This window comes from Desulfitispora alkaliphila, from assembly GCF_050433185.1.
Taxonomy (GTDB): domain Bacteria; phylum Bacillota; class Desulfitisporia; order Desulfitisporales; family Desulfitisporaceae; genus Desulfitispora; species Desulfitispora alkaliphila.
Genome location: NZ_JBNPXS010000024.1, coordinates 13,277 through 34,159 on the forward strand (window position 1 = coordinate 13,277; position 20,883 = coordinate 34,159).

Sequence of the window (20,883 nt, forward strand, 5' to 3'; positions counted from 1 at the left end):
CTCAATTGAAAGTGCTAAAGTATTCCTGAATGTAATAGTAGCTATCTTTTAACCTCTCCCTGTAGCGGGGCTCTCCCCATGACTCCCACAAGTAGGGCTTTTCAGGATTTTGGAACAGCTTTTGAAGTATTTCCCCATCCCTTTTATTTATTACCATCAAATATACTAAAAAGCCCTCTGTGGTATTGGTGTGAAATGTATCCCGCTCAGGATAATAGTTGTATTCCCTAGGGTCATCTAGAATTCTATGAGTAGTTGGGTCAGTCACGCTTATCCTGCCCCAGGGCAGTCGCAAATTAATTTCATTGTTCTGGTATAACCAGTAATTAGTTGAGCCAATCTGATCACCGTACTTCAGTTTGCTGGCATCCTCATAAATTGCTTCAATCCTTGTGCCACCTTTAGTAACCCGCTCTTTGTTTATTAGAGGTTGTATTAATTCAAAAACAGCATCCCTACTGTATGTAGAGGAAAAGGCCATGTTGCTACTGTTGTAGGATGGTGTGACTAGTAGCCTAGCTTTATCCTTACCTAAAAGCTCTACTAGAAATTCCATTCCTGATGGTGCTTCTATGTCTAAATCCTGGCTAAAGTAAAACTCACCTTTGTTGCGACCGTAAGTATCTATTCCAATTAAAACCTCATGCTCATTAAAATTAAATTTCTCATCCAATAATATATCTATAAAGAAAAAGGTTTCGTTTGCCCTGAGTTCAACTTTATGGATAATTGGTTTAGCTGTAGCATCTATGGGCTGAAGTGTAAGCTCTGGCTCTTTGGGCTTTGTTGCTTCATTGGCCATAATCCCATAGTTTTGTTCAGGGTCAATTGCATTGTGCCAAAAAACATTGTGCTCATAGGGCACCATAAATGGCTCTGTGGTCCATGTTTTCTTCGCCCATTCGTCCATCCATTCAAAGATTACTCCGCCCATATATCCTTCGTTAAAAATAGCTTCCATCATCCGCACTACGCCTTTTCCCTGCTCTTCTTCAGTCATGCTGCCGTGATGATAATTATTGGGGTTGCTGTGGGCATTGCCCATACCTGTGGCAAGTCCAAATTCAGCTACTAGGGCTGGATACCCCTGATGGTATTCTAAAAAATGCTGTAGGTATCCCCCATACCGAAATTCTCCTTGCTCATCTCTATAGGATGCGTAGGATGGCTCATTATTCATAAAGTCCGGATAGTTAGGGTAAATATGATAGGCACCAAAAAAGCCTGCCTTGGTTTTTTCTCCCACAGTGATATTCCTTATATCAATAGATACTTTATCATTGTATTCCAGCGATTTATCCCCCTGCTCATTCCACTCAGCCGGGTGCTCCATGGGATCTAAGGTAGGCCAGCTCACTATTGCCACGGGAGTTTGTCTATTATATTGAGCTTCCTCATATTCCAGCACATAGGAGCAGTTCTTAGCAAACCATGCATCTGTAGGACTTCCATTGAGCATGCTAAGGTAATCGCTTTCAAAAGTAAATCCAGAGTTTAATTCATCAGTACTAATTACTTCTTCTGGCTCAAACTCTCTGCCCACTAGGTATGCAATAGTATATGGTGAAACATCCGCATAAAAATCACCCCAGGCCCTACCCCTTCTCTCAGGGATTACTGCGTTCCCGTGAATGGCATCAATTACTAATTCTATCTCTCTTAAAAATTCCTTTTGGTATTGGCGGCCTAGAAGGTTATCATCAGGGGGATGCTCTTCAGGCCATATTTCTTGCATTAAATATATGGGATTTTCTTGATTCTGCACATTAAACTTTAACAATGCTCGATAAAAGGAGGGGTGCTGAAGAGTATAAACCCTGATTGTATTTGCATTCATTTCAGAAATCCTCTTAAACCAGCGGGTATATGTCTCTTCAGCTTCGGGGAATTCTGTAAACCACTTCCCCGGCTTAGCCATTCCAATATTCATCCCAAGAATGGGCATTTCCCGCCATTCTCCCTCTATATATATTTCTATTAACTCTTGATTAGTCCGAGCTAGTAGCTCCACCTCATCTGCTTTGTAAAGGTCAGGTTCTACAGCTACATTGTACCCTTCCCCTAGGGCAATATCATCTAGTAAGGATTTCATCATAGGCACATAGGCCCTCCAGTAAAAAACATCCTCACTTAATACTGTATTAGATGTAAATAGCCTTTGAATATGGTGAATTCCTTTAGCTTGATAGAAGCTTGGCGTAGAGAGCATACGGGCAAAACTACCTGCAAAATAATAGGTTTCATATAAACCTGCTGGGTTTTTTATAATCGCTGGAAAGGTTGCAGGTATTCCATTTTCCTCCAGATTTTCTTTTCCCTTTTCTGTAATGGATAGGTGGTATTCCCCTAGGATCTTGGTGTCCTCTAAAGGCTCCACAATATTAAACCAGTAGTTGTAATTAATATTTCTTCCGCTTTTCATAAGCCCCTGCCCTGCATCAGTTAAGCTGAATTTAATCCCCTTAGTGGTAGCATAAATGGGGTCATCTAGCACTATAACTTTGTCTTCATTGTTAGCAAACAAAAAGCCACTTCCCGAGTATTCCCATTCCTTTCCCTGCTTTTCGTAGCTTTCAATAGCCCACTTTGGTACCTCTCCAGTTCTATCTAAATCTACAAAGAAGCGGCCAATCCATCCCGTCCATTCTAGCCCTAATAAATGATTAAGACTGCCACAGGTATTATGTTCTGCTATTAATGTTGTGCCACTCCACAGTGATTTTTTTATTTTTTCCAGTTCATCAGCTTGCAACCCCCCATAGGTATCAGCTATATAGATTAGGTCATAGAGCTCAAGGGTAGCAGGTAGTTCAGCTCCCACATCAACCTGGTACTGACTTTGGTTTAGAACCCAAGTTAAACCATTGTGCTCTCTGTAAGAGTTTTCTATTGTTGCTTGGTTAAAGATGAATACATCTAAAGTATGTGGCTGTTTTATCTGCCACAAATAAAATGGAGCAGTGCCAATTACAATAAATGCTACTATTATAAATAATTTCTTTTTCATATTTCAGTTGACACCCTATTTCGACCAGACTTTTTTGCATTATACAGTGCTTGATCTGCCTTCTTCACAAGCACATCAGGTTGTTGACCTTTTTGGGGAACCATAGTGGCCACCCCTAAGCTTACAGTTACTACATCAGAGACTTGAGAGCTTTCATGAGGTATTTGCAAGGCCATTACCTTCTTTCGAAGTTCTTCAGCTATCTCGTTAGCAGAGGCTTCATCGGCATCTGGCAACAAACAAGCAAATTCCTCTCCTCCCCACCTTGCTACAATATCAGTGTTTCTTTTAGGAATACTTTGCATTGCTGCTGCAACTTTGCGTAGACATTCGTCTCCTTCTAAGTGCCCATAAGTATCATTGTAATTTTTGAAGTGATCAATATCAATCATAACTAACGAAAGGCTATTGCCATATCTAGCAGCACGGCTCCATTCCATAGATAAAGCCTCATCAAAGCGACGCCGGTTAGGAATACCTGTAAGACCATCGATCATAGAGGTTTCTTTTAACATATCGCGGTACTGTTTCAATTCCAAATGGTTTTTAACCCGTGCTTTTACAAGCGGGGGACTATATGGTTTGGTAATGTAATCAATGGCACCTAAACTAAGCCCATATTCTTCATCCTCTACCCTATCCATAGCAGTTACAAATATAATGGGAATATCCTTCGTTTCTGGTGCTTCTTTTAATCTTTTACATACTTCATACCCATCCATTTCCGGCATCATTACATCTAATAGAATGATATCTGGCTGTTTTTTTGCCTCTGCTATTCGCAGTGCTGCTTTGCCACTTGTAGCTACTTTTATATTCCAGTCATCCTTTAGTAATTCTGCTAGTGTCATGATGTTTGTTCGTGAATCATCTACAATCAGGATGGTATGCTTTTCTGCAGTTTCTTCCATTTGCTCTCCTCCTAAAAGTTATTTTGTCAGCTGCTCAAATTCATTTACAAGAACTCGCGCTGTTTCGTAATCAAAATCTTCAATAGCTTTTTTAAGGCTCAAGTATTCCTCAAATAATTTTTCATTTCTTGGTATGTGCTTTTCTAACTCCATTAAAAAATCCAGTTCAATAAAAATATCTTCCTCCAATTGTTCCTTTAGCTTGGTTAACAATCTATTTAACTCTTCTTTGTTTGCTTTTTCCAATAAAGAATTTGTTTCTGGCATTACGTCAGGCTGATTATTAATAAGTTTATCTATTGAGTTTACTACTTCTGACACTTCTCCTGTAAGTTCTTGAATGTACTTGCCTATGGGTCTCCCTTTCTCTAGCTCTAGTTCAATTTCTTTGCATATATCCATGACTTTTGTTGCCCCAATATTGCCGGTAGCACCCTTAATCTTATGGACACTTGTCTTGAGTAGACTGAAATCTCTTTTTTCATAAGCGTCTTCAATCTCTTCTACTACTCTAAGTGCATCCACAGAAAAACCTTTTAATAACTGCAAATACAAGTCAGAATTCCCACCTACTCGATGCAAGCCTTCTCCTACCTTTATGCCAGGCATGTAATGGGGAAGTCTTTTTTGCTCCTTCTTTGTACTTAATTTACCTCCTCTTGCTTGGTTATTGTTTGTTATTCCTACCCATGCTGAAATTTTAGCTAATAACTCTTCTGGGTTAAAGGGCTTAGAGATATAGTCATTCATTCCTGCTTCTAAGCAACGTTCCTTGTCTCCAGCCATGGCATGAGCCGTTAATGCAATAATGGGAATATTCTTTTTTTCTACATCAGTAAGCGCCCTGATTTGTTTCGTTGCTTTATATCCATCCATGATAGGCATCTGCATATCCATTAATATCACGTCATAGTTATGTTTACGTATACACTCCAGTGCCTCAGATCCATTTTCAGCAACTGTTACCTGTAGAGATTCTTGTTCTAGGATTTCTCGTGCAATCTCTTGATTTGTGTAAATGTCTTCTACTAATAAGACATTTAATCCTAATAACTCTTCATTAATTTTTTTGTTTTTTTCGCTAGCATTCTCTACAGAGAATAGATTTTCTCTTTTCCCAAACACGTTAATAATTGCATTGAATAATGTAGACTGTTCGATAGGTTTAACAAGTACACCTTCGAATCCTGCTGCATCAGCTCTAGCTTTAGTACTCTCAACATCATCATTTCTACTCATCATGAGTATCACAGGTGGGGTCCCCAGCTCCTGTATTTTTTTTATCTGTGCTATAGTTTCAAATCCGTCAATGCCATTTATTTTGTAGTTTATCAATATTAAATCAAAGTTTCTCTTTCCTTGTATTAATAATTTATTAATCTCCTTTAAAGCTCTTTCTCCCGAATCCACAGAGGTATACTGACAGTTTAAAGATTTTACAAATTCGCCTAATACTTTTCTATCTTCACGAATGTCATCTACAATAAGTATTTTTAAACTTTTCCTATTTGTAAAGGTTTCTATAGCCCCTGCATCAACCCGTAGGCTAAAAAGTATTTTAAAGTAAAAGATTGATCCCTGGCCAAGTTCGCTTTCAAGCCAGATAGTTCCGCCCATAAGCTCTACTAACCGTTTTGTTATTGACAAACCTAATCCAGTGCCTCCATATTTTCTAGTAATAGATCCATCTGCCTGAGAAAATGGCTGAAATAAAAGCCCGCTCTTTGCCTCAGCTATTCCTATTCCAGTATCCTTTATAGCAAACAAAAGCTCCACTGCATCCCCATTATTCTCTTTAACTTCAATAGAGATGGTGACTTGTCCTCTGTCTGTAAATTTAACTGCATTATTTATTAAATTAGTCAGTGCCTGTCTCAATCTTAAGTCGTCTCCTGAGACGTATTTAGGCACTTCTGGAGATATATTGATGATTAATTCCAATCCTTTTTCTTTCGCTTGATCGGAAAAAGCATCACCTATATCTTTTATAACCTCATAAAGATGAAAAGTATTCTCCTCGAGTCTAAGACTACCTGCTTCAATTTTAGAAAAGTCTAGAATATCATTAATAATATTTAATAATAAATTAGAAGAATCCTTAATTTTCCTCACGTATTTATTTACCCCTTCATCCTGACTTTTCTTTAAAGCAAGATGACTTAAGCCAATTATTCCATTCATAGGTGTACGTATTTCATGACTCATATTAGCCAAAAACTGACTCTTAGCCCTGTTTGCTTCCTCGGCCTTTCGTTTTGCCTCTTTTAGTTCTGTAATGTCTCTTCCTACACCCTGTATTTCAATAATTTTTCCATTAGAGTCTTTAATAGCATAATCTTCCCAGGCGATCCAACGCCAACCATTAACTGTCTTGGCTCTTTGTTCTATATATGCTCTATATGGAGGTTTCTCTAAGTCTTGCATTGCTTCTAACGTTTTTCCTAAGTCATCTTCATGTACTAGAGGCGCAAATGAGTTACCTATTAATTCTTCTTTTGCCTTACCAAAAGTCTTGCAGTAAGATTCATTAACATAGGTAAACCTGTTTTCCATATCGACACGGACAATCAAGTCTTGCTGCGATTCTACTAACCCACGATAGAGTTTTTCTTGCTGCTCTAGTTTCTGTTCAATTATTTTTCTATCTGTTATATCTGTAGCAATCCCCAATACTTGTCTCTCTTCTCTATCTTCAGACATGATCAATGGCACTTTAACTGTCTGAAACCACCTAGTATTGCCTTCACTATCTGTCAATGTTTCTTCGTTAATTATTTTTTTCTTTCCCTCCCTCATTACTTCCCGGTCATCTTCTAGAAAGGGCTCTATTTCTTCTGGTATAGTAAAAACGTTAAAATCAGTTTTGCCAATAACCTCTTCCTTAGCTTTTCCAAACAATTTTGTAACGGCATCATTTACCAACGTGTATCTTCCGTACCAATTCTTTGAGAAAATAAGATTAGGAGTACTATCGATAATTAGATTTAAAAAGTTCTTCTCTTTTTCAAGCTCTTTTTCCAGTGTGACACTCTCTGTAATATCATTAGCTGATGCATAGATTACATTATTATATATATTAGCTCTCCACTCTAAAATACGATAATTCCCATTTTTACTTTCATATCTGTTAATAAAGCTTGTTACCTCTTTACCCTTATGAAGTTGAGCCACAACATTTTGGGTACTGGCTTTATCATCCTGATGGACAAATTCAAGTAAGTTTTTTTGCTCTATTTCACTAGTGGGGTACCCTAAGATTCTTTCCCAGGCCTTATTAACCTTGATAAAATTTCCTTCCAAATCTGCAATACACATTAGTCCTAGAGAAACATTGAAAAATCCTTCTAGCTCTTTGTTTTTTTGCTTAAGTTGTCTCTCCACTTCTTTGCGCTTAGAAATGTCATATGCTACTCCAGTACGTCTTATAATTGTGCCATCTTCATTTTTTACTGGAAACGAATGTGCTGACACCCAACGAACTTTCTCATCTGGTAAGAGAATTCGATACTCTAAATTAAATTGCTCTCCTTCTAGATATCTTGCAAATTCAGCAAGAACTTTAGGTCTATCTTCCTCATGGACTGAATCAAGAAATGAAGTGGGGTCTTTATATAAGCTTTCACAACTCCTTCCCCACACACTCTCGTAGGCAGGGCTTATATAAAGCATTTGCTTATGGTCAGCTGAACTTATCCAGAAAACTTGTCCCACGTTAGCAGGAATTTCTTGAAATATATCGATTTTATCCTTCTCTATCAACGTAACTCCTCCTCTCCGTTTCCCCAAAAAAGTGCTATTATATACCATTATAACACTTGCTTAAACTGTAAATCAAAAAAAACCACTACTATATATGGTTTTACATACCATTTAGTAGTGGTTCCTTCTTACTCCATTACTTCTCCATCATCTATCACAATCTGTCCCTCAAATACATAAGCATTATTCATCTTCATAACTTCTCTAAAGAAATTTAAAGGAACATAGGTTATACCGTTCTCTATTGTGGGTGCAGTGCCTAATTTTATTGGAGCAGTTTTCATATATATATAGTTATCCTCTCCAATAGTTAAATTAATTCCTAGTCCCAACCTAATACTCTGTGTTTCACTATCCCAAGAAATCTCATAGCCTATAGCTTCAGCAATTGGGCGTAGAGGAACCATTACAACATCAGCTTCATTAGTATAAGCGCTAGGTGCATCTATTCTCTCATTATTAACCACTATCTCCATATTGGATACATTATCCATGATAGCAGTTGCCCGATTTTCTTCCCCTTCATTTAATACAGTAACTTTTTTTGGATTAGTCTGAGCAGGAATACTACGTGTTGAAATATCATATTCAACTACTAGCTTTCTATTTTTTAAATCTCCTGTAAACTCTGTACCATCTTGCCACACAATTTTAGTTTCATCAGTCACATTAAGTTTTAATGTGTTATCTGCACTTATTAAATTTTTATCAAACACGTCCATTTTTACATTTTTCTCCTCAGTTTCAATCACTACAGCTTCAGCCCTATACTGCGGAGGGTAAATCATCAACATCGGTGCACTTAAGTCATAATATCCAGTAATTACAGATCCTTCTTTAATGTCTGCATCATCCAATATATATGTGGATTCGGATACTAAAATATTAGCTATTTTCCCATCCTCTGACTCTAGCAAAGCTATTTTTGTTCCCTCCATACTTTGGAAATCAGATATTTCCTTAACCTTTCCAGTAAAGGCACCAAATCCAGTAATTTCTTCTTTGTGCTCAGAACCTACGATTACAGTATCCTTGTAACTGTTGATAGGCACCGCAACGGAGTTGTCATTAAATTGAGATGAAAAAGAAGTACCTGCAGATAATGTAATTATTGATGCTGATAAAACTCCTATAAGTATTTTTTTAGTTTTCATAATATATCTCCCCTTTTTATTGTTGTATAATCTAATAGACGTAAAAACAATAAAAAGGTTTCAAATATATTATAAATATTCCTTTACTTCACAACCAAGGTTCACATCTTTTAAAGCATATTCTTTAAAAACTTGTTCTCCTGTCCGGTCTACTATATAGCCTACGTGTTCCTTTGGCAGAGTACGATCTATAAACTCATCAATGTATTCATAGGTATTTTGAATTATTTTTATAATTGAAGCCTCATCCACCCACTCTAAAAATGGCTTAGCTAACCTTGGATTTTTCTTCCCTGTCCGACCCATTATTAATAACTTATAATACTTTTCGGGGTTTCTAGTCCAGGCACTAGTTGGGCATTTTAAGACACATTCCCCACAACCAATACACTGGTGCTCATCTCTTTTTACCTTGCCATTGTGCACCTTCAATGCCCCTGTAGCATTTTTGCTACAGTTTTTTACACAAGCCTCACAGCTAATACACCTATACACTTCATACTCTGGTTTTGTCATCCCTAAAATTCCAAAGTCCTGCATATGGGCTTTGATGCAGTCATTAGGGCAACCAGAAAGGGCTCTCTTAACATGATAGTCATTGGGGAAAATAGACTTTTCTACTTTTCTAGCAAATTCAGTAGTGTTGTAGTTGGCAAATTGACAGACTTGATTTCCTATACAAGCTGATACATTTCTTGTTCCTGCAGATGGATATCCCTTATGAGGATTCTCTATTTTCACACCTTGATTTAATTCTAGTTCTTGAACTAGGGGCTCTAACCTTTTGTTAACCGCTTCCATACATTGAAAGGGGATGCCCAAGATTTCAAAACCTGATAAGACCTGTGTTTCCTTGCCAGTCTGCTTGAGCTTGGTCAACTGTTAATGTGATATCAAATTTTTCTTTCCATAAAGCAATTTCTTCTCTAAATAATATATCCTCTGGTGACTTAAAACCTAGTAATATATTAAGCTTGTTAACTTCCCCTGGATTGCGATAAAAATGGTTAATAATGCTCTTAACAGGAGCCAAGCCAGTTCCCCCTGCTATGACAATCAACTGCCTTTGCTTATATTTTTCTATGGGAAATCCCTTTCCATAAGGTCCTCTAATAAATAGGTCATCTCCAGGTTTAAGGCTATAAATTTCATTGGTTAGAGTACCCACTTTTCTAATGGTCATTTCAATGTAACCATCTCCAAAATCGCTAATTGAAATAGGTGCTTCCCCTCCCCCCGGAATAGATACCTGAACAAACTGTCCGTTTTCTGGCTTCATATCACATGCTAGTTTATAGGTTATATCCAAATTGGTCTGTGCAGTTACGTTCAATACTTTCACCTTTTGCGGTATATAGGGATTATTGTTCATTGGTCTTCTCCTCCTTTAACACCTGATGCACTTTATTAATACAGTTTGAGAAAGAGATGTATTCAGGACACTGATCATCACACCGTCCACAACCAACACACATATGCTCTCCAAATCTTTTTTTGTAGTCATAAATTTTATGCATGGTCTTAAATCTCATTCTAGAACCATAATCTTCTCTGAATTCGTGTCCACCTGCCATTGTGGTAAAGTTATCCACGTGACAACTTGCCCAGATTCTTCTTCTCTCCCCTGTTTTTGGGTTGTCATCATAAGTTATATCCTGTGTAGTAAAACAACTACAGGTAATGCAGTGAACATTACAGCGTCCGCAAGCCACATCATCCTTAACATGGAAATAGAGGTTTTCTTGATTAAACCTAACAGCCATATTATAGTCATTGGAAAAATTAGCGTCCATGGAAACACAGAAACAGTTGTCAAAGCTTTCTTTGCACTCAATCATTACAAATTTCACTTTTTCTCTTAATCGCTCATAATAATAGTCTGGATAAGGTCCATTATTCAGAAAAATAGTATCCAGCCTTTTAAAACCGTTAATATCACAGGGACGTAAGAAAATCATTATTTTTTTATCCTGTACCAAAGATTCCTGATACTGATCTTCTGTAAAATATAATAAGGTTTGTGTTATAGGATGTACAATCTCCTTTGGGGAAAAGTGAGATTTCTCACTCCACACAATTTCTTCTACTGCTTCAATTTCACCGTAGCGGATTAAATCTGTATCAGAAAAACGCCCTCGCTTTTCAAGTCTTTTTGGTGCATATATCTTATATTTTTTCTTCCACTTGCTTAACAAAGTATTGAAAATTTCGCCCTTAACCTCATAAGCCATTTTAGTCCCCCCTCATTCTAATAGAATAATCGTATCAAGAGTAAATATTAAATACTGTAAAAATCATCACAATAACAATAGAAAATCAACTAAAGTACTTGCCATTTTTAACAAGGTAGCGCTAAGTATATATCAGTTAAATAGAAGGTAATCTAATAAAAGTAAGATTATTTATATTTGAAAAGAAGGAGTTGTAATGAATGGATAAAACAAACGAATACAGCAAGGATGAACAGTTAAAACCTTATCGAGCTGATCACTACAATAAAAATCTTACCACTAATCAAGGGGTTCCTGTCTCTCATACGGACGATTCCCTTAAAGCAGGTTCCCGTGGTCCAACTTTAATGGAGGACTTTCATTTTCGAGAAAAATTAACTCACTTTGACCATGAGCGCATTCCAGAAAGAGTGGTTCATGCTAGAGGCTTCGGGGCCCATGGCTATTTTCAAGCTTATGAACCCATGACTGAGTTTACCCGAGCTTCTTTTTTACAGGACCCATCTGTTAAAACACCGGTTTTCGTTCGCTTTTCTACAGCTATTGGATCCCGAGGCTCTGCAGATACTGTGCGCGATGTGCGAGGCTTTGCTACTAAATTCTACACAAAAGAGGGGACCTATGACCTGGTGGCCAATAATATACCCGTTTTCTTTATCCACGACGCCATCAAATTCCCAGACCTGATTCACGCACTTAAGCCTGAACCTCACAATGAAATTCCCCAGGCTTCTGGCGCCCATGACACCTTTTGGGACTTTGTAGCCAGCACACCTGAGACTGCCCACATGGTTCTATGGTTAATGTCAGACAGAGCAATCCCTCAGAGTTTTCGGATGATGGAAGGCTTTAGCGTCAATACCTTTAGGTTTTTCAATAATCAGGGTAAGGCACACTTTGTAAAATTACACTGGAAACCTGTTTTGGGAACCCATTCACTAGTTTGGGACGAGGCACAAAAACTAGCTGGTAAAGACCCTGATTATAACCGTCGGGATGTATGGGATGCAATTAACAGAGGGGATTTCCCAGAGTTTGAGCTGGGTGTACAAATGGTTAAGGAAGAAGATGAGTTTAATTTTGACTTTGATATCTTGGATGCAACCAAACTATGGCCAGAAGAAGTTATCCCGGTTAAAAAAATTGGTAAGATGACCTTAGACCGAAACGTTGATAACTTCTTTGCTGAAACAGAACAAGTGGCTTTCCACCCGGGCAACGTTGTACCAGGGATTGATTTTACCAACGACCCATTGCTACAGGGAAGATTATTCTCCTATCTAGATACACAACTAATCCGATTAGGAGGACCTAACTTCCATGAAATTCCCATTAACCGCCCGATAGCACCTCTTCATAATAATCAACGAGATGGTTACCATCGAATGACTATTGATAAAGGCCGCGTCAGCTACTTCCCCAATGCTCTTCAGGGAAATTCGCCTCACCCTGTTCCAGATCAGGAAGGAGGATATGTTCATTACACAGAAAAGGTTGAAGGCCGAAAGGTTCGTGAGCGGAGCAAGAGCTTTAATGATCACTACCGCCAATCAAAAATTTTCTGGAACAGCATGTCTCCAATAGAGAAGCAGCATATAATTGAAGCTTTTCACTTTGAGTTAGGCGGGGTTATGGACAAGCAGGTTAAGCAACGGATAGTAGATATGTATAACAATATAGATGGACACTTAGCTACTCAAATAGCCATGGGGATTGGAGCAACTCCCCCGGCAAATCCAAGCAAAGCTGACGTCTCTGATTCATCACCAGCAGTTAGCCAAGAAAATACAATTAAAACAGCAAAGACAAGACAGGTAGCCATTCTAGCAGAAAATGGCGTTAATTTCTCCGAGGTAAACCAAGTAATGAATGCCTTAAACAGTGCAGGATTACACTGTCATATTGTTAGTAGTAAACAGGGTATGATTACAGGAGTGGATGGCCAACAACTAGAGGTAAATAAAAGTTGGCTAGGTGCTGGTTCTGTTATGTATGATGCGGTGTATGTTCCCGGTGGGCGCCAGAGTGTAGACCAGCTCATGCAATTAGGAGATGCGTTACACTTTATAAATGAAGCATTTAAGCACGCCAAGACTATCGGCGCTACTAACGAGGGGGTTGACTTACTAACCACTTCTCAGATTAAAGGCGCAAAGACCGCTGGCAAAGATACTCACGCTCAACTGGTTAAAGATCAGGGAGTATTAACAATCCAAAATGCCGCCGACATGGGAAATCACAACCAAGAAGGCTACTTTAGTCAAGAATTTATTAATGCCATTGCCCAACATCGCCATTGGGAGCGCGCAAATCAAAAAAAGTTCATTCCTGCCTAGTGAATATAGAAAAAACGGCTTCTAAAAATGGAGCCGTTTTCTAAGTTTCTAGAGTTACGTTTGAGATTTGATTATAGCTATAAACATGTACCCCACTTTTAGCATTACTTTGGGCAATCCTATATATGCCTAACGCTAATACTCTCGCTTCTATGGGGCTATAATGTGAAAGAGTACCTTTGAACATAAAGAGTATCCCCTTGGTCACAAACTTCCCTATATCCTCCCCGAGCCTTTGTTCTTTTCTCTCTCCGAGCAATAGCGATGGCCTAAATATATGTAGTGACTTAAGGCCTAACTCTTTTAATTGCTCCTCAAGAAGCCCCTTCATGCGAGAGTAGAAAACTTTTGAATTGGGGTTAGCACCCACTGAACTTACAATTAAGAATTTTTCCACTTGCGTCTCCTTAGCCAACTTTGCAACTGCTACGGGATAATCCACGTCTACTTTTTTAAATATTTCTTTGCTTTTTGCTTTTTTGATTGTAGTTCCCAAACAGCAAAATACATCATTTACCTTAAAGCATTCTTTGTAGAAGTCTATATTATCAAAGTCTATTATTTTCTCCTCTAATTTTGGGTGATCAATACCCAGAGAAGTTCGAACAAGTGCCACGACCTTGCCGTATTCCTGAGCAGACAATAGCTGCTTTAGTAACTCATTTCCCACTAAGCCACTGGCGCCAACTATTAATGCAGACTTTGATCCCATCTCTTAAATCATCCCCTAGCTTGATTTCTTTTCCATTAAGTATGTACCTATTTCTTTCCCCTTATGATTTATGGTGCCCTTTGACTGGGGCTGAAAGCCTACTCTCTTGTAAAATTTTTGAGCCCCTTGCTTCTTTATATTCACGTGTAAATAAAGCTTTTCATGATCTATTGCTAAAATTTCTATTATCTTTCTCCCAATCTCAAGCCCTTGAAATTGAGATGCTACACAGATAGTGTGAATATAATACCCCTTTGCGTCCATCTCCCCTGATGTTATTTTCCCCATCCTAAAGAGCAGAGGCATCCTTTTCAAAAAATTCCATGTCCCCATGGCCTTTGCAAATGCTTTTCCTGAGCTTTTATCTATTTGAGATTTCTCATTAACTAGAAAACCTACTAAGACTCCAGCAAATTTTTCCTGGTATACAACACATTTAATGTAGGGAGAGGTGTAGTAGTTATCTTCCATATCTATAAGTGCTGTAATCACCTTTATTGCTTCTTCCTGTTCTCCATAAACTAGAGAGTTCAACTCTTCATCAGATTGGTATATAAGCTCAGCTATTAAATGCTTATCATGCTTTTTGGGATTATACTCTTCCAAATTTATCATCATGTATCACCTCTCAATGCCTTTAATACCTCCGGTCTATATAATGATTGGAGTATTTTGTCCACCCCAGTAAAAAGGTAATTGCTGCTGCTGCAAGCCATGCTGTAATTGTAAGTATAAGAATTTCACTGCTATGCCGTACCCCTATCCCTATAAATGCCCAAACAAAAACTAAAGCATATGCCGTATCGTGTTTAGTGAGGATATTTAAAAAAGCTATAAAAGTTCCTAAAATAATCATGACTATAGCCCAGATAACAGGGCTTATAAGTAGAGTATCCCAGTTCATGTAATAGATAAAGGAGCCTACATTTGCTAATGTGGCCACACTGATCCAACCAAGGTAAATACTAAAGGGAAGCTGTACCAGTAGTTTATCTGCTAATGCAATTGATTTCTTTTTATTGTTTATTCTTATGTATAGTATAATTAATGTAACGAGTAACGCTAACATTATAATCAAGGAAAGGCCTATTAAATCATAATGCCACGCAAATATCCAGAAAACATTAAATACGCTACTAATAGCAAGTAAATATCCAATAGAAATAATCATTTTATTCTTTTCTTGCCCCGGAAGGGCTTGGTATATAACAAAGCCAGTCAGTAATAAGTATATGAGTCCCCATATTGAAAAAGCATAGCCTGCAGGTGTAAAAAGAGCAGGATATTTTGCAGAAACCTCTGCTGTAGTCTGATTGTTAATTGGCAGCCAGTTTGCCAAAAAATTTATTACAATGACTGCAATTAGTGCCCCAATATTTATTAGTCTAATTTTATTTTCCACCCTATCCCCTCTTTTCTGCCTAGTTATTTTTAGCTTCTTTAATGATATAATTTACATATCTATTGATGCTTTCCATAAATCTAGTAGGAGTCATTGTTCCTTTGGCTATTGCGGCAAGTCCTTTTTCCCACCTACCCGTAGTCTCGGGTGACCTCAATTCTGGCGGCACTAGTTCAATTATTTTCATTCCTTTATCTGTAGGCACTAAAGCCTTTTTATTCCTAGTCACATACTTAACCTTAATTAACCTCTCAATAATAGCTGCCCTTGTAGCAGGTGTACCTAGGCCACTTTCTTTTAAGTGCTCCTTTAGTTCCTCATCTTCTACAAACTTACCTGCACCCTCCATGGCCGCTAAAAGAGTTGCCTCAGTGTAAGGCACTGGTGGCTTAGTCTCCTTAGATACTACCTTTGCACTCTCAACTGGAACCTGATCTCCTTGACTTACGTCGGGTAAAATCTGTTCTTTTTCTTTGTTCCCTTTTCCCCTCTTAGTTTCAGCTTCTACTTGTAGTACTTTCCAGCCAATTTCTTTAATTACCTTTCCTTTAGAAATGAATTTTTCCCCTTCCACTTCTACCTTAATTGTAGTTACTGTGTATTGGTGGTTAGGGTAAAATACTGATAAAAAGCGCGAAACAATGAGGTGATATATATTTTTTTCTCTGTCAGATAATTTACTAAGGTTAGGTGTAACAGGTGTAGGTATGATAGCATGATGATCTGATATTTTAGTATCGTCTACTATACGCTTAGTTATTGGCAGTTTACTTAATCCTAGTATGTAGTCGCAATGTTTTTTGTATTCCTCTACTGCCAATTTGGCTACAGTAGGTTTCAAGATAGTCGTCATGTCACTACTTAAATGGCGACTATCTGTCCTGGGATAAGTAATTAACTTATATTTTTCGTATAAACTTTGGGCTATATTTAGGGTCTGCTGGGCTGATAGGCCATATTTCTTATTTGCATCCCGCTGCAGCTCAGTAAGGTCATATAGCAATGGAGGCAACTCTCGCTTCTGCTCCTCTTTAACTTCCTCGACAGTCCCTACTTTTCCCTTAACCTTTTTGGCAATGGCCTTTGCCTCTTCCTGATCATAGGTTCTGTTTTCTTTAGTTTCAGGATTAAACCACGTACCCGTAAATTCATTGTAATTAGCTTTAATCTCCCAATATTTCTTTGGTTCAAAGGAAGCTATCTCTTTTTGTCTTTTAACTAACATGGCCAGGGTAGGTGTTTGCACCCGCCCAATGGAAAAAAGCGTATTGTACTTAACTGTAAAAGCCCTAGTACCGTTTATCCCCACAAGCCAGTCGGACTCAGAACGACATTTAGCAGAGTAATAGAGGTTATCGTATTCGCTTCCTTCCTTTAGCTTACTAAACCCTTCCTTTATTGCTGCATCGGTCATGCTGGAAATCCACAACCTCTGAAATGGCTTTTTACAGCCCGCAAGGTTATAGATATAACGAAAAATCAACTCTCCCTCTCTCCCTGCATCAGTAGCACAAATTAAAGAGCTTATTCCATTACTATTCATTAATTTTTTTACTACCTTAAATTGCTTAGAGGTCTTTTGGGGTACCTTCAACTTCATCTCTTCAGGAATTATGGGTAATGTATTCAAGCTCCAACGCTTATACCTAGCATCGTATTCATCTGGTTCCATCAAAGTAACCAGGTGCCCAACTGCCCAAGTCACCACATATTTATCTCCATAAATGTAGCCATCACCTTTTTGCTTGCAGTTTAACACTTTTCCAATATCTCTTCCTGTTGCAGGTTTTTCTGTCAATACCAAAATCTTAGATATCTTAGTCACGCTCCTTACATTTTGCAATCATTCTTGTCAAGGGTGGTTAAAACGCAATAAATACCCCTAGCTTTCTAAGTACGTCTATAGGCATGGAAAATCTAGCTGTTTTTAAAGGATCTACTATTTGTGAAATTTGAGCGTTGCCACAAGCACTCATCAGCATACCTGCTTCATTTAAACTTAGCTCTGTTTGGGTTTCTAAAAATCGGGCCATTTGGATAGTTGCTATCTCAATTGCCTCATCTAGTGTTTCAGCAGATGCTATAATAGCAAGCTCCTTATCAGTTTTAACTACAGGATTACTAAAGTTAACATTTTCAGCCTTAGTAATTGTAACATCTACTTCTCCTGATACTTCAACCCCTGAAACCATGATTTCTCCATCTCCCATAGCTGCATGCAAGTCACCTATAGCAATCAGCCCCCCATCAACTTGAACAGGAAGGTATAGAGTGGATCCAGTTGCAATTAGTTTAGTGTCCATATTCCCACCATGACTATGGGGGACACCACAAGGTATTGGGTCATCCTTGGGGGCTACCCCAATAACACCCATCATGGGATTTAATGGTAACTGTAAGTTTTTAAATGTAGCTTTATTGTCTTCTATAGGAACCATCATTGTCTCAGCTTCCTCTAATATTGAAGCTAATACACCTGCTCCAGGAGCTGCTACCATCTTTCCTGGGGATTTTATCCTTATGTCACAGATATTAATGGCTATTACATCTCCTGCTTTTATACCTTCTAAATAGACAGGACCAGTAGCTGGATTTACCCTATCAAAATTTAGTGTAGCAATAGTGTCTTCGGAGCATTTTATCTGTTCGCTAAAACAATCTAAGGTTTCAAAAGTCAAATTACACGGCAGGGCAACTCTTTCTACGGGTTGGTTATTTTTGTCCATGACAAATACGTGTTTCTCTTTATTAATAAACAAAAAAACACCTCCAAAAAAAGATTATTGTTGTATTAATTCCAGTTTAGTCGTCGAATTTCCTCCAAACAAACCAGCTTTTGTTTCCAAGTATTTAATCAAAACTAGTTGACAATGAAAATCGTTATCAACTATAATGGTGTTATCATACTTATTTAGTTTATTTTATAACAGATTTTCGTAAGGGGGATTATCTTGGACAAGTTAATAAAAATGCAATACTTAAAAACTGTTAGTAAATTAGAAGGAAAGGAATATATTACTTCACTAGTTGCTTTTATAGCTGCACCAACTGTAAAAGGGATAAAACCTTCTTCTCTAGTCACCTTAACTAAGCATAAAAAAAACAAATTATATCTTTGGGATAAATATAAGGACGAAATTTGTAGAGAGCTCAACCTTAAATATTTTGAACTTCGAAAGAAACAGGGCTATAAGACAGTTCTACTTTTTAAAAGAGAAATGCTCGTACAATTCCTTGCTAACGATGAAAATGTTGCTCTTCTAACTACTCTTGGTTATCACAAGGACACCACTTTGGAAGAAAAACTTCACTTATTAAGAAATAGATATGAAGATTCATGCCCTCATGAGATTGGAACTATGTCACTATCGAAGTTTTTTAGTATAGCTGCTATTGGTGCCCTTATTTGGACTGTTATATTTTTCTTGCCTGGCTTTTACTTTGGAGATTATTTAGTAGTCTACATGGAAACTTCAGTAGATTCGGCATATTAACGAACAGGGGACTGTTAAAGGGACGGTTTGACAGTCCCCTCGATGGTTTAATTGGCTCGGCTTCTTACGTTTTTTCTTTTTTTCCTTACCCCTTTGTCTCTCTCGTTTGGTTTTTGAGCTGACTTCTTTTGTAACTGCCCCTGCTTTTTCTTTTTGCTGAATTCGGTTCGTGACCCTTTATCTTGCCTACCTTTTTTAAGGGGTTGTTTCTTTGGTCGTTCTAATTTTTCCCCTTCTATCTCAATAGACATACCAATTCCCTTTTCAATTTCCCTTAGTGAAAAGGAATCCCTCGATGTGGCTAATGTAATCGCTCTTCCTTCTTCCCCTGCTCGACCAGTTCTTCCAATGCGATGAATATAGCTTTCTGCATCTTGAGGGATATCATAATTAAAAACGTGAGTAATCCCTTCCACATCCAAGCCTCTTGCTGCTACGTCAGTTGCCACAAGTATTTGTATCTTGGCCTCTCTAAAGCGCTTCATAACCTGCTCACGCTTAGCTTGAGATAGATCACCGTGTAGTTCATCAGATAGATAACCACTCTCAAGCAGGGCTTCATTAAGCTTACTAGCCCTTCTTTTGGTACGACAGAACACCACAGCTAAGTATGGTTTGTACTGATTAATTAATTTAAATAATCTGTCTTGCTTTTCCCGATCAGTAGTCGTTAAAACTACTTGTTTAATCTCATCTAAAGTTATCTTTTTACTATCTATTTGAACATCTACTGCATTTTTCATATAACGCCTTGCCAAAGTTCTAATTTTCCCCGGTATTGTTGCTGAAAAAAGCATCGTCTGCCGTTTATCAGATGTATGTTTAATTATTTCCTCTACATCATGTAAGAAGCCCATATGTAGCATTTGATCAGCTTCATCAAGAACTAGCATTTTCACCCCAGAAAGGTTTATTGTTCCTCGACGGATGTGATCCAATATTCGTCCTGGCGTCCCAACAACTATATGAATTGAACCCTTTAGCTTCTTGACTTGTCTTTCCACATCCTGACCACCGTAAGCAGCCAATACATTAGCACTTACTGCAGGGGTTAATTTCTTTAATTCGGCAGTAATCTGTATCGCCAGCTCTCTTGTAGGAGTAACTATTAAGGCCTGAACATAAGGCTTGTTCACGTTTACCTTTTCCAGTATGGGTAGCAAAAAAGCAAAGGTTTTCCCTGTACCTGTTTGGGCTTGAGCCACAATATCTTTTCCCTCTAATAAAATAGGGATTGCCTGTTGCTGAACAGGAGTAGGCTCCTTGACTCCTAGCTTTTCTAAAACTTCGTTTAATTCATTTCTAACTCCTAAAGACAAAAAATTTTTTTCCAACTTTAAGTTACCTCTTTCTTTTTTAGAATAAATAATAATATATAATTATATCACGGTTTGCTACCAATTAATAGAATTTTATTTGAATAAACTAAGAACCCCAAAGCAAGGATGGGGTTCTTAGCATATACAAGTTAAGTTACACTAAAGCAATAGCTTCGATTTCAACCTTAACATCCTTTGGCAAACGGGCAACTTCTACAAGGCTACGTGCTGGGTATGGCTCACTGAAAAAAGATCCATAGATATCATTAATTTTAGGGAAATCATTCATATCTTTGATGAAAATCATACACTTAATTACTTTGCTCATATCTGTTCCAGCTTCTTCTAAAATAGCTTTCACATTATTTAAGCTTTGTTTCGTTTGCTCTTGAACATCTTCACTGACTAATTGTCCTTCTGCAGTAAAAGGTAGTTGTCCACTGGTAAAAACCATACCATTTACTTTTACAGCATGTGAAAACGGTCCAATAGCTGGAGCTGCTTTATTAGAGTTAATAGTTTCCATATTTTCTATATACACCCCTTTTTAAAATTTAG

Annotated in this window: 16 protein-coding genes; 2 read left to right on the forward strand and 14 right to left on the reverse strand. The window is 37.9% G+C overall.

Annotated features, from left to right (window positions below; genetic code table 11):
- Position 1: 1 nt before the first annotated feature.
- From GGQ84_RS09675 to GGQ84_RS09705, 7 genes are all read right to left on the reverse strand, one after another.
- Positions 2–3,007, reverse strand: coding sequence for a hypothetical protein (locus tag GGQ84_RS09675; RefSeq protein WP_429162112.1), 3,006 nt, complete (start codon positions 3,005–3,007; stop codon positions 2–4).
- Positions 3,004–3,918 carry a diguanylate cyclase domain-containing protein gene (locus tag GGQ84_RS09680; RefSeq protein ID WP_429162114.1) on the reverse strand — a complete coding sequence of 305 codons (915 nt, stop codon included), beginning with the start codon at positions 3,916–3,918 and terminating at the stop codon, positions 3,004–3,006. Before GGQ84_RS09680 ends, GGQ84_RS09675 begins: the two co-directional genes overlap by 4 nt.
- 18 nt (positions 3,919–3,936) lie before the next feature.
- On the reverse strand, positions 3,937–7,677 hold the full coding sequence (locus GGQ84_RS09685) for a PAS domain-containing hybrid sensor histidine kinase/response regulator (RefSeq protein ID WP_429162116.1): 3,741 nt from the start codon (positions 7,675–7,677) through the stop codon (positions 3,937–3,939).
- A gap of 128 nt (positions 7,678–7,805) precedes the next feature.
- On the reverse strand, positions 7,806–8,831 hold the full coding sequence (locus GGQ84_RS09690) for a stalk domain-containing protein (RefSeq protein ID WP_429162118.1): 1,026 nt from the start codon (positions 8,829–8,831) through the stop codon (positions 7,806–7,808).
- A 69-nt stretch (positions 8,832–8,900) separates the two neighbouring features.
- Complete coding sequence (gene asrC / locus GGQ84_RS09695; RefSeq protein ID WP_429162120.1) at positions 8,901–9,710, reverse strand: sulfite reductase subunit C; 810 nt, start codon at positions 9,708–9,710, stop codon at positions 8,901–8,903.
- Positions 9,658–10,203 (reverse strand): ferredoxin reductase domain-containing protein, encoded by a 546-nt coding sequence (locus GGQ84_RS09700; protein ID WP_429162122.1) that lies wholly within the window; start codon positions 10,201–10,203, stop codon positions 9,658–9,660. Before GGQ84_RS09700 ends, asrC begins: the two co-directional genes overlap by 53 nt.
- Positions 10,193–11,062 (reverse strand): 4Fe-4S dicluster domain-containing protein, encoded by an 870-nt coding sequence (locus tag GGQ84_RS09705; RefSeq protein ID WP_429162124.1) that lies wholly within the window; start codon positions 11,060–11,062, stop codon positions 10,193–10,195. Before GGQ84_RS09705 ends, GGQ84_RS09700 begins: the two co-directional genes overlap by 11 nt.
- Positions 11,063–11,262: 200 nt before the next feature.
- Between GGQ84_RS09705 and GGQ84_RS09710 the strand changes: the two genes are divergently transcribed.
- A complete protein-coding gene (locus GGQ84_RS09710; protein ID WP_429162126.1) occupies positions 11,263–13,398 on the forward strand; it encodes a catalase in 2,136 nt (711 codons plus the stop codon).
- Between the two features lie 40 nt (positions 13,399–13,438).
- On the opposite strand, the gene GGQ84_RS09715 is transcribed toward GGQ84_RS09710, so the two are convergent.
- From GGQ84_RS09715 to GGQ84_RS09735, 5 genes are read right to left on the reverse strand one after another with little or no spacing between them, the layout of a single operon-like run.
- Positions 13,439–14,110, reverse strand: a complete 672-nt coding sequence (locus tag GGQ84_RS09715; protein WP_429162128.1) for an oxidoreductase — start codon at positions 14,108–14,110, stop codon at positions 13,439–13,441.
- Between the two features lie 15 nt (positions 14,111–14,125).
- The gene (locus tag GGQ84_RS09720) at positions 14,126–14,728 is read right to left on the reverse strand and encodes a GNAT family N-acetyltransferase (RefSeq protein ID WP_429162129.1); all 603 of its coding nucleotides are present in this window, start codon (positions 14,726–14,728) and stop codon (positions 14,126–14,128) included.
- 19 nt (positions 14,729–14,747) lie between these two features.
- Positions 14,748–15,512, reverse strand: coding sequence for a TspO/MBR family protein (locus tag GGQ84_RS09725; RefSeq protein ID WP_429162131.1), 765 nt, complete (start codon positions 15,510–15,512; stop codon positions 14,748–14,750).
- 19 nt (positions 15,513–15,531) lie between these two features.
- Positions 15,532–17,337, reverse strand: coding sequence for a DNA topoisomerase III (locus GGQ84_RS09730; RefSeq protein WP_429162133.1), 1,806 nt, complete (start codon positions 17,335–17,337; stop codon positions 15,532–15,534).
- A 37-nt stretch (positions 17,338–17,374) separates the two neighbouring features.
- Entirely contained in the window at positions 17,375–18,271 is an 897-nt protein-coding gene (locus tag GGQ84_RS09735) for an acetamidase/formamidase family protein (RefSeq protein WP_429162135.1), read from the reverse strand.
- Positions 18,272–18,463: 192 nt separating this feature from the next.
- Here GGQ84_RS09735 and GGQ84_RS09740 point away from each other — a divergent pair, with 192 nt between their 5' ends.
- Complete coding sequence (locus tag GGQ84_RS09740) at positions 18,464–19,006, forward strand: DUF3793 family protein (RefSeq protein WP_429162137.1); 543 nt, start codon at positions 18,464–18,466, stop codon at positions 19,004–19,006.
- A 47-nt stretch (positions 19,007–19,053) separates the two neighbouring features.
- On the opposite strand, the gene GGQ84_RS09745 is transcribed toward GGQ84_RS09740, so the two are convergent.
- Both GGQ84_RS09745 and GGQ84_RS09750 read right to left on the reverse strand, forming a co-directional pair.
- Positions 19,054–20,340, reverse strand: a complete 1,287-nt coding sequence (locus GGQ84_RS09745; RefSeq protein WP_429162139.1) for a DEAD/DEAH box helicase — start codon at positions 20,338–20,340, stop codon at positions 19,054–19,056.
- 139 nt (positions 20,341–20,479) lie between these two features.
- Positions 20,480–20,851, reverse strand: a complete 372-nt coding sequence (locus tag GGQ84_RS09750) for a RidA family protein (RefSeq protein WP_429162155.1) — start codon at positions 20,849–20,851, stop codon at positions 20,480–20,482.
- Positions 20,852–20,883: the final 32 nt, after the last annotated feature.

Bases quoted from the DNA above. Each gene is read 5' to 3' on its own strand.
- GGQ84_RS09720 (WP_429162129.1), bottom strand. From the start codon at position 14,728: ATGATGATAAATTTGGAAGAGTATAATCCCAAAAAGCATGATAAGCAT.
- GGQ84_RS09700 (WP_429162122.1), bottom strand. From the start codon at position 10,203: ATGAACAATAATCCCTATATACCGCAAAAGGTGAAAGTATTGAACGTA.
- GGQ84_RS09710 (WP_429162126.1), top strand. From the start codon at position 11,263: ATGGATAAAACAAACGAATACAGCAAGGATGAACAGTTAAAACCTTAT.
- GGQ84_RS09705 (WP_429162124.1), bottom strand. From the start codon at position 11,062: ATGGCTTATGAGGTTAAGGGCGAAATTTTCAATACTTTGTTAAGCAAG.
- GGQ84_RS09690 (WP_429162118.1), bottom strand. From the start codon at position 8,831: ATGAAAACTAAAAAAATACTTATAGGAGTTTTATCAGCATCAATAATT.
- GGQ84_RS09680 (WP_429162114.1), bottom strand. From the start codon at position 3,918: ATGGAAGAAACTGCAGAAAAGCATACCATCCTGATTGTAGATGATTCA.
- GGQ84_RS09675 (WP_429162112.1), bottom strand. From the start codon at position 3,007: ATGAAAAAGAAATTATTTATAATAGTAGCATTTATTGTAATTGGCACT.
- GGQ84_RS09715 (WP_429162128.1), bottom strand. From the start codon at position 14,110: ATGGGATCAAAGTCTGCATTAATAGTTGGCGCCAGTGGCTTAGTGGGA.
- GGQ84_RS09750 (WP_429162155.1), bottom strand. From the start codon at position 20,851: ATGGAAACTATTAACTCTAATAAAGCAGCTCCAGCTATTGGACCGTTT.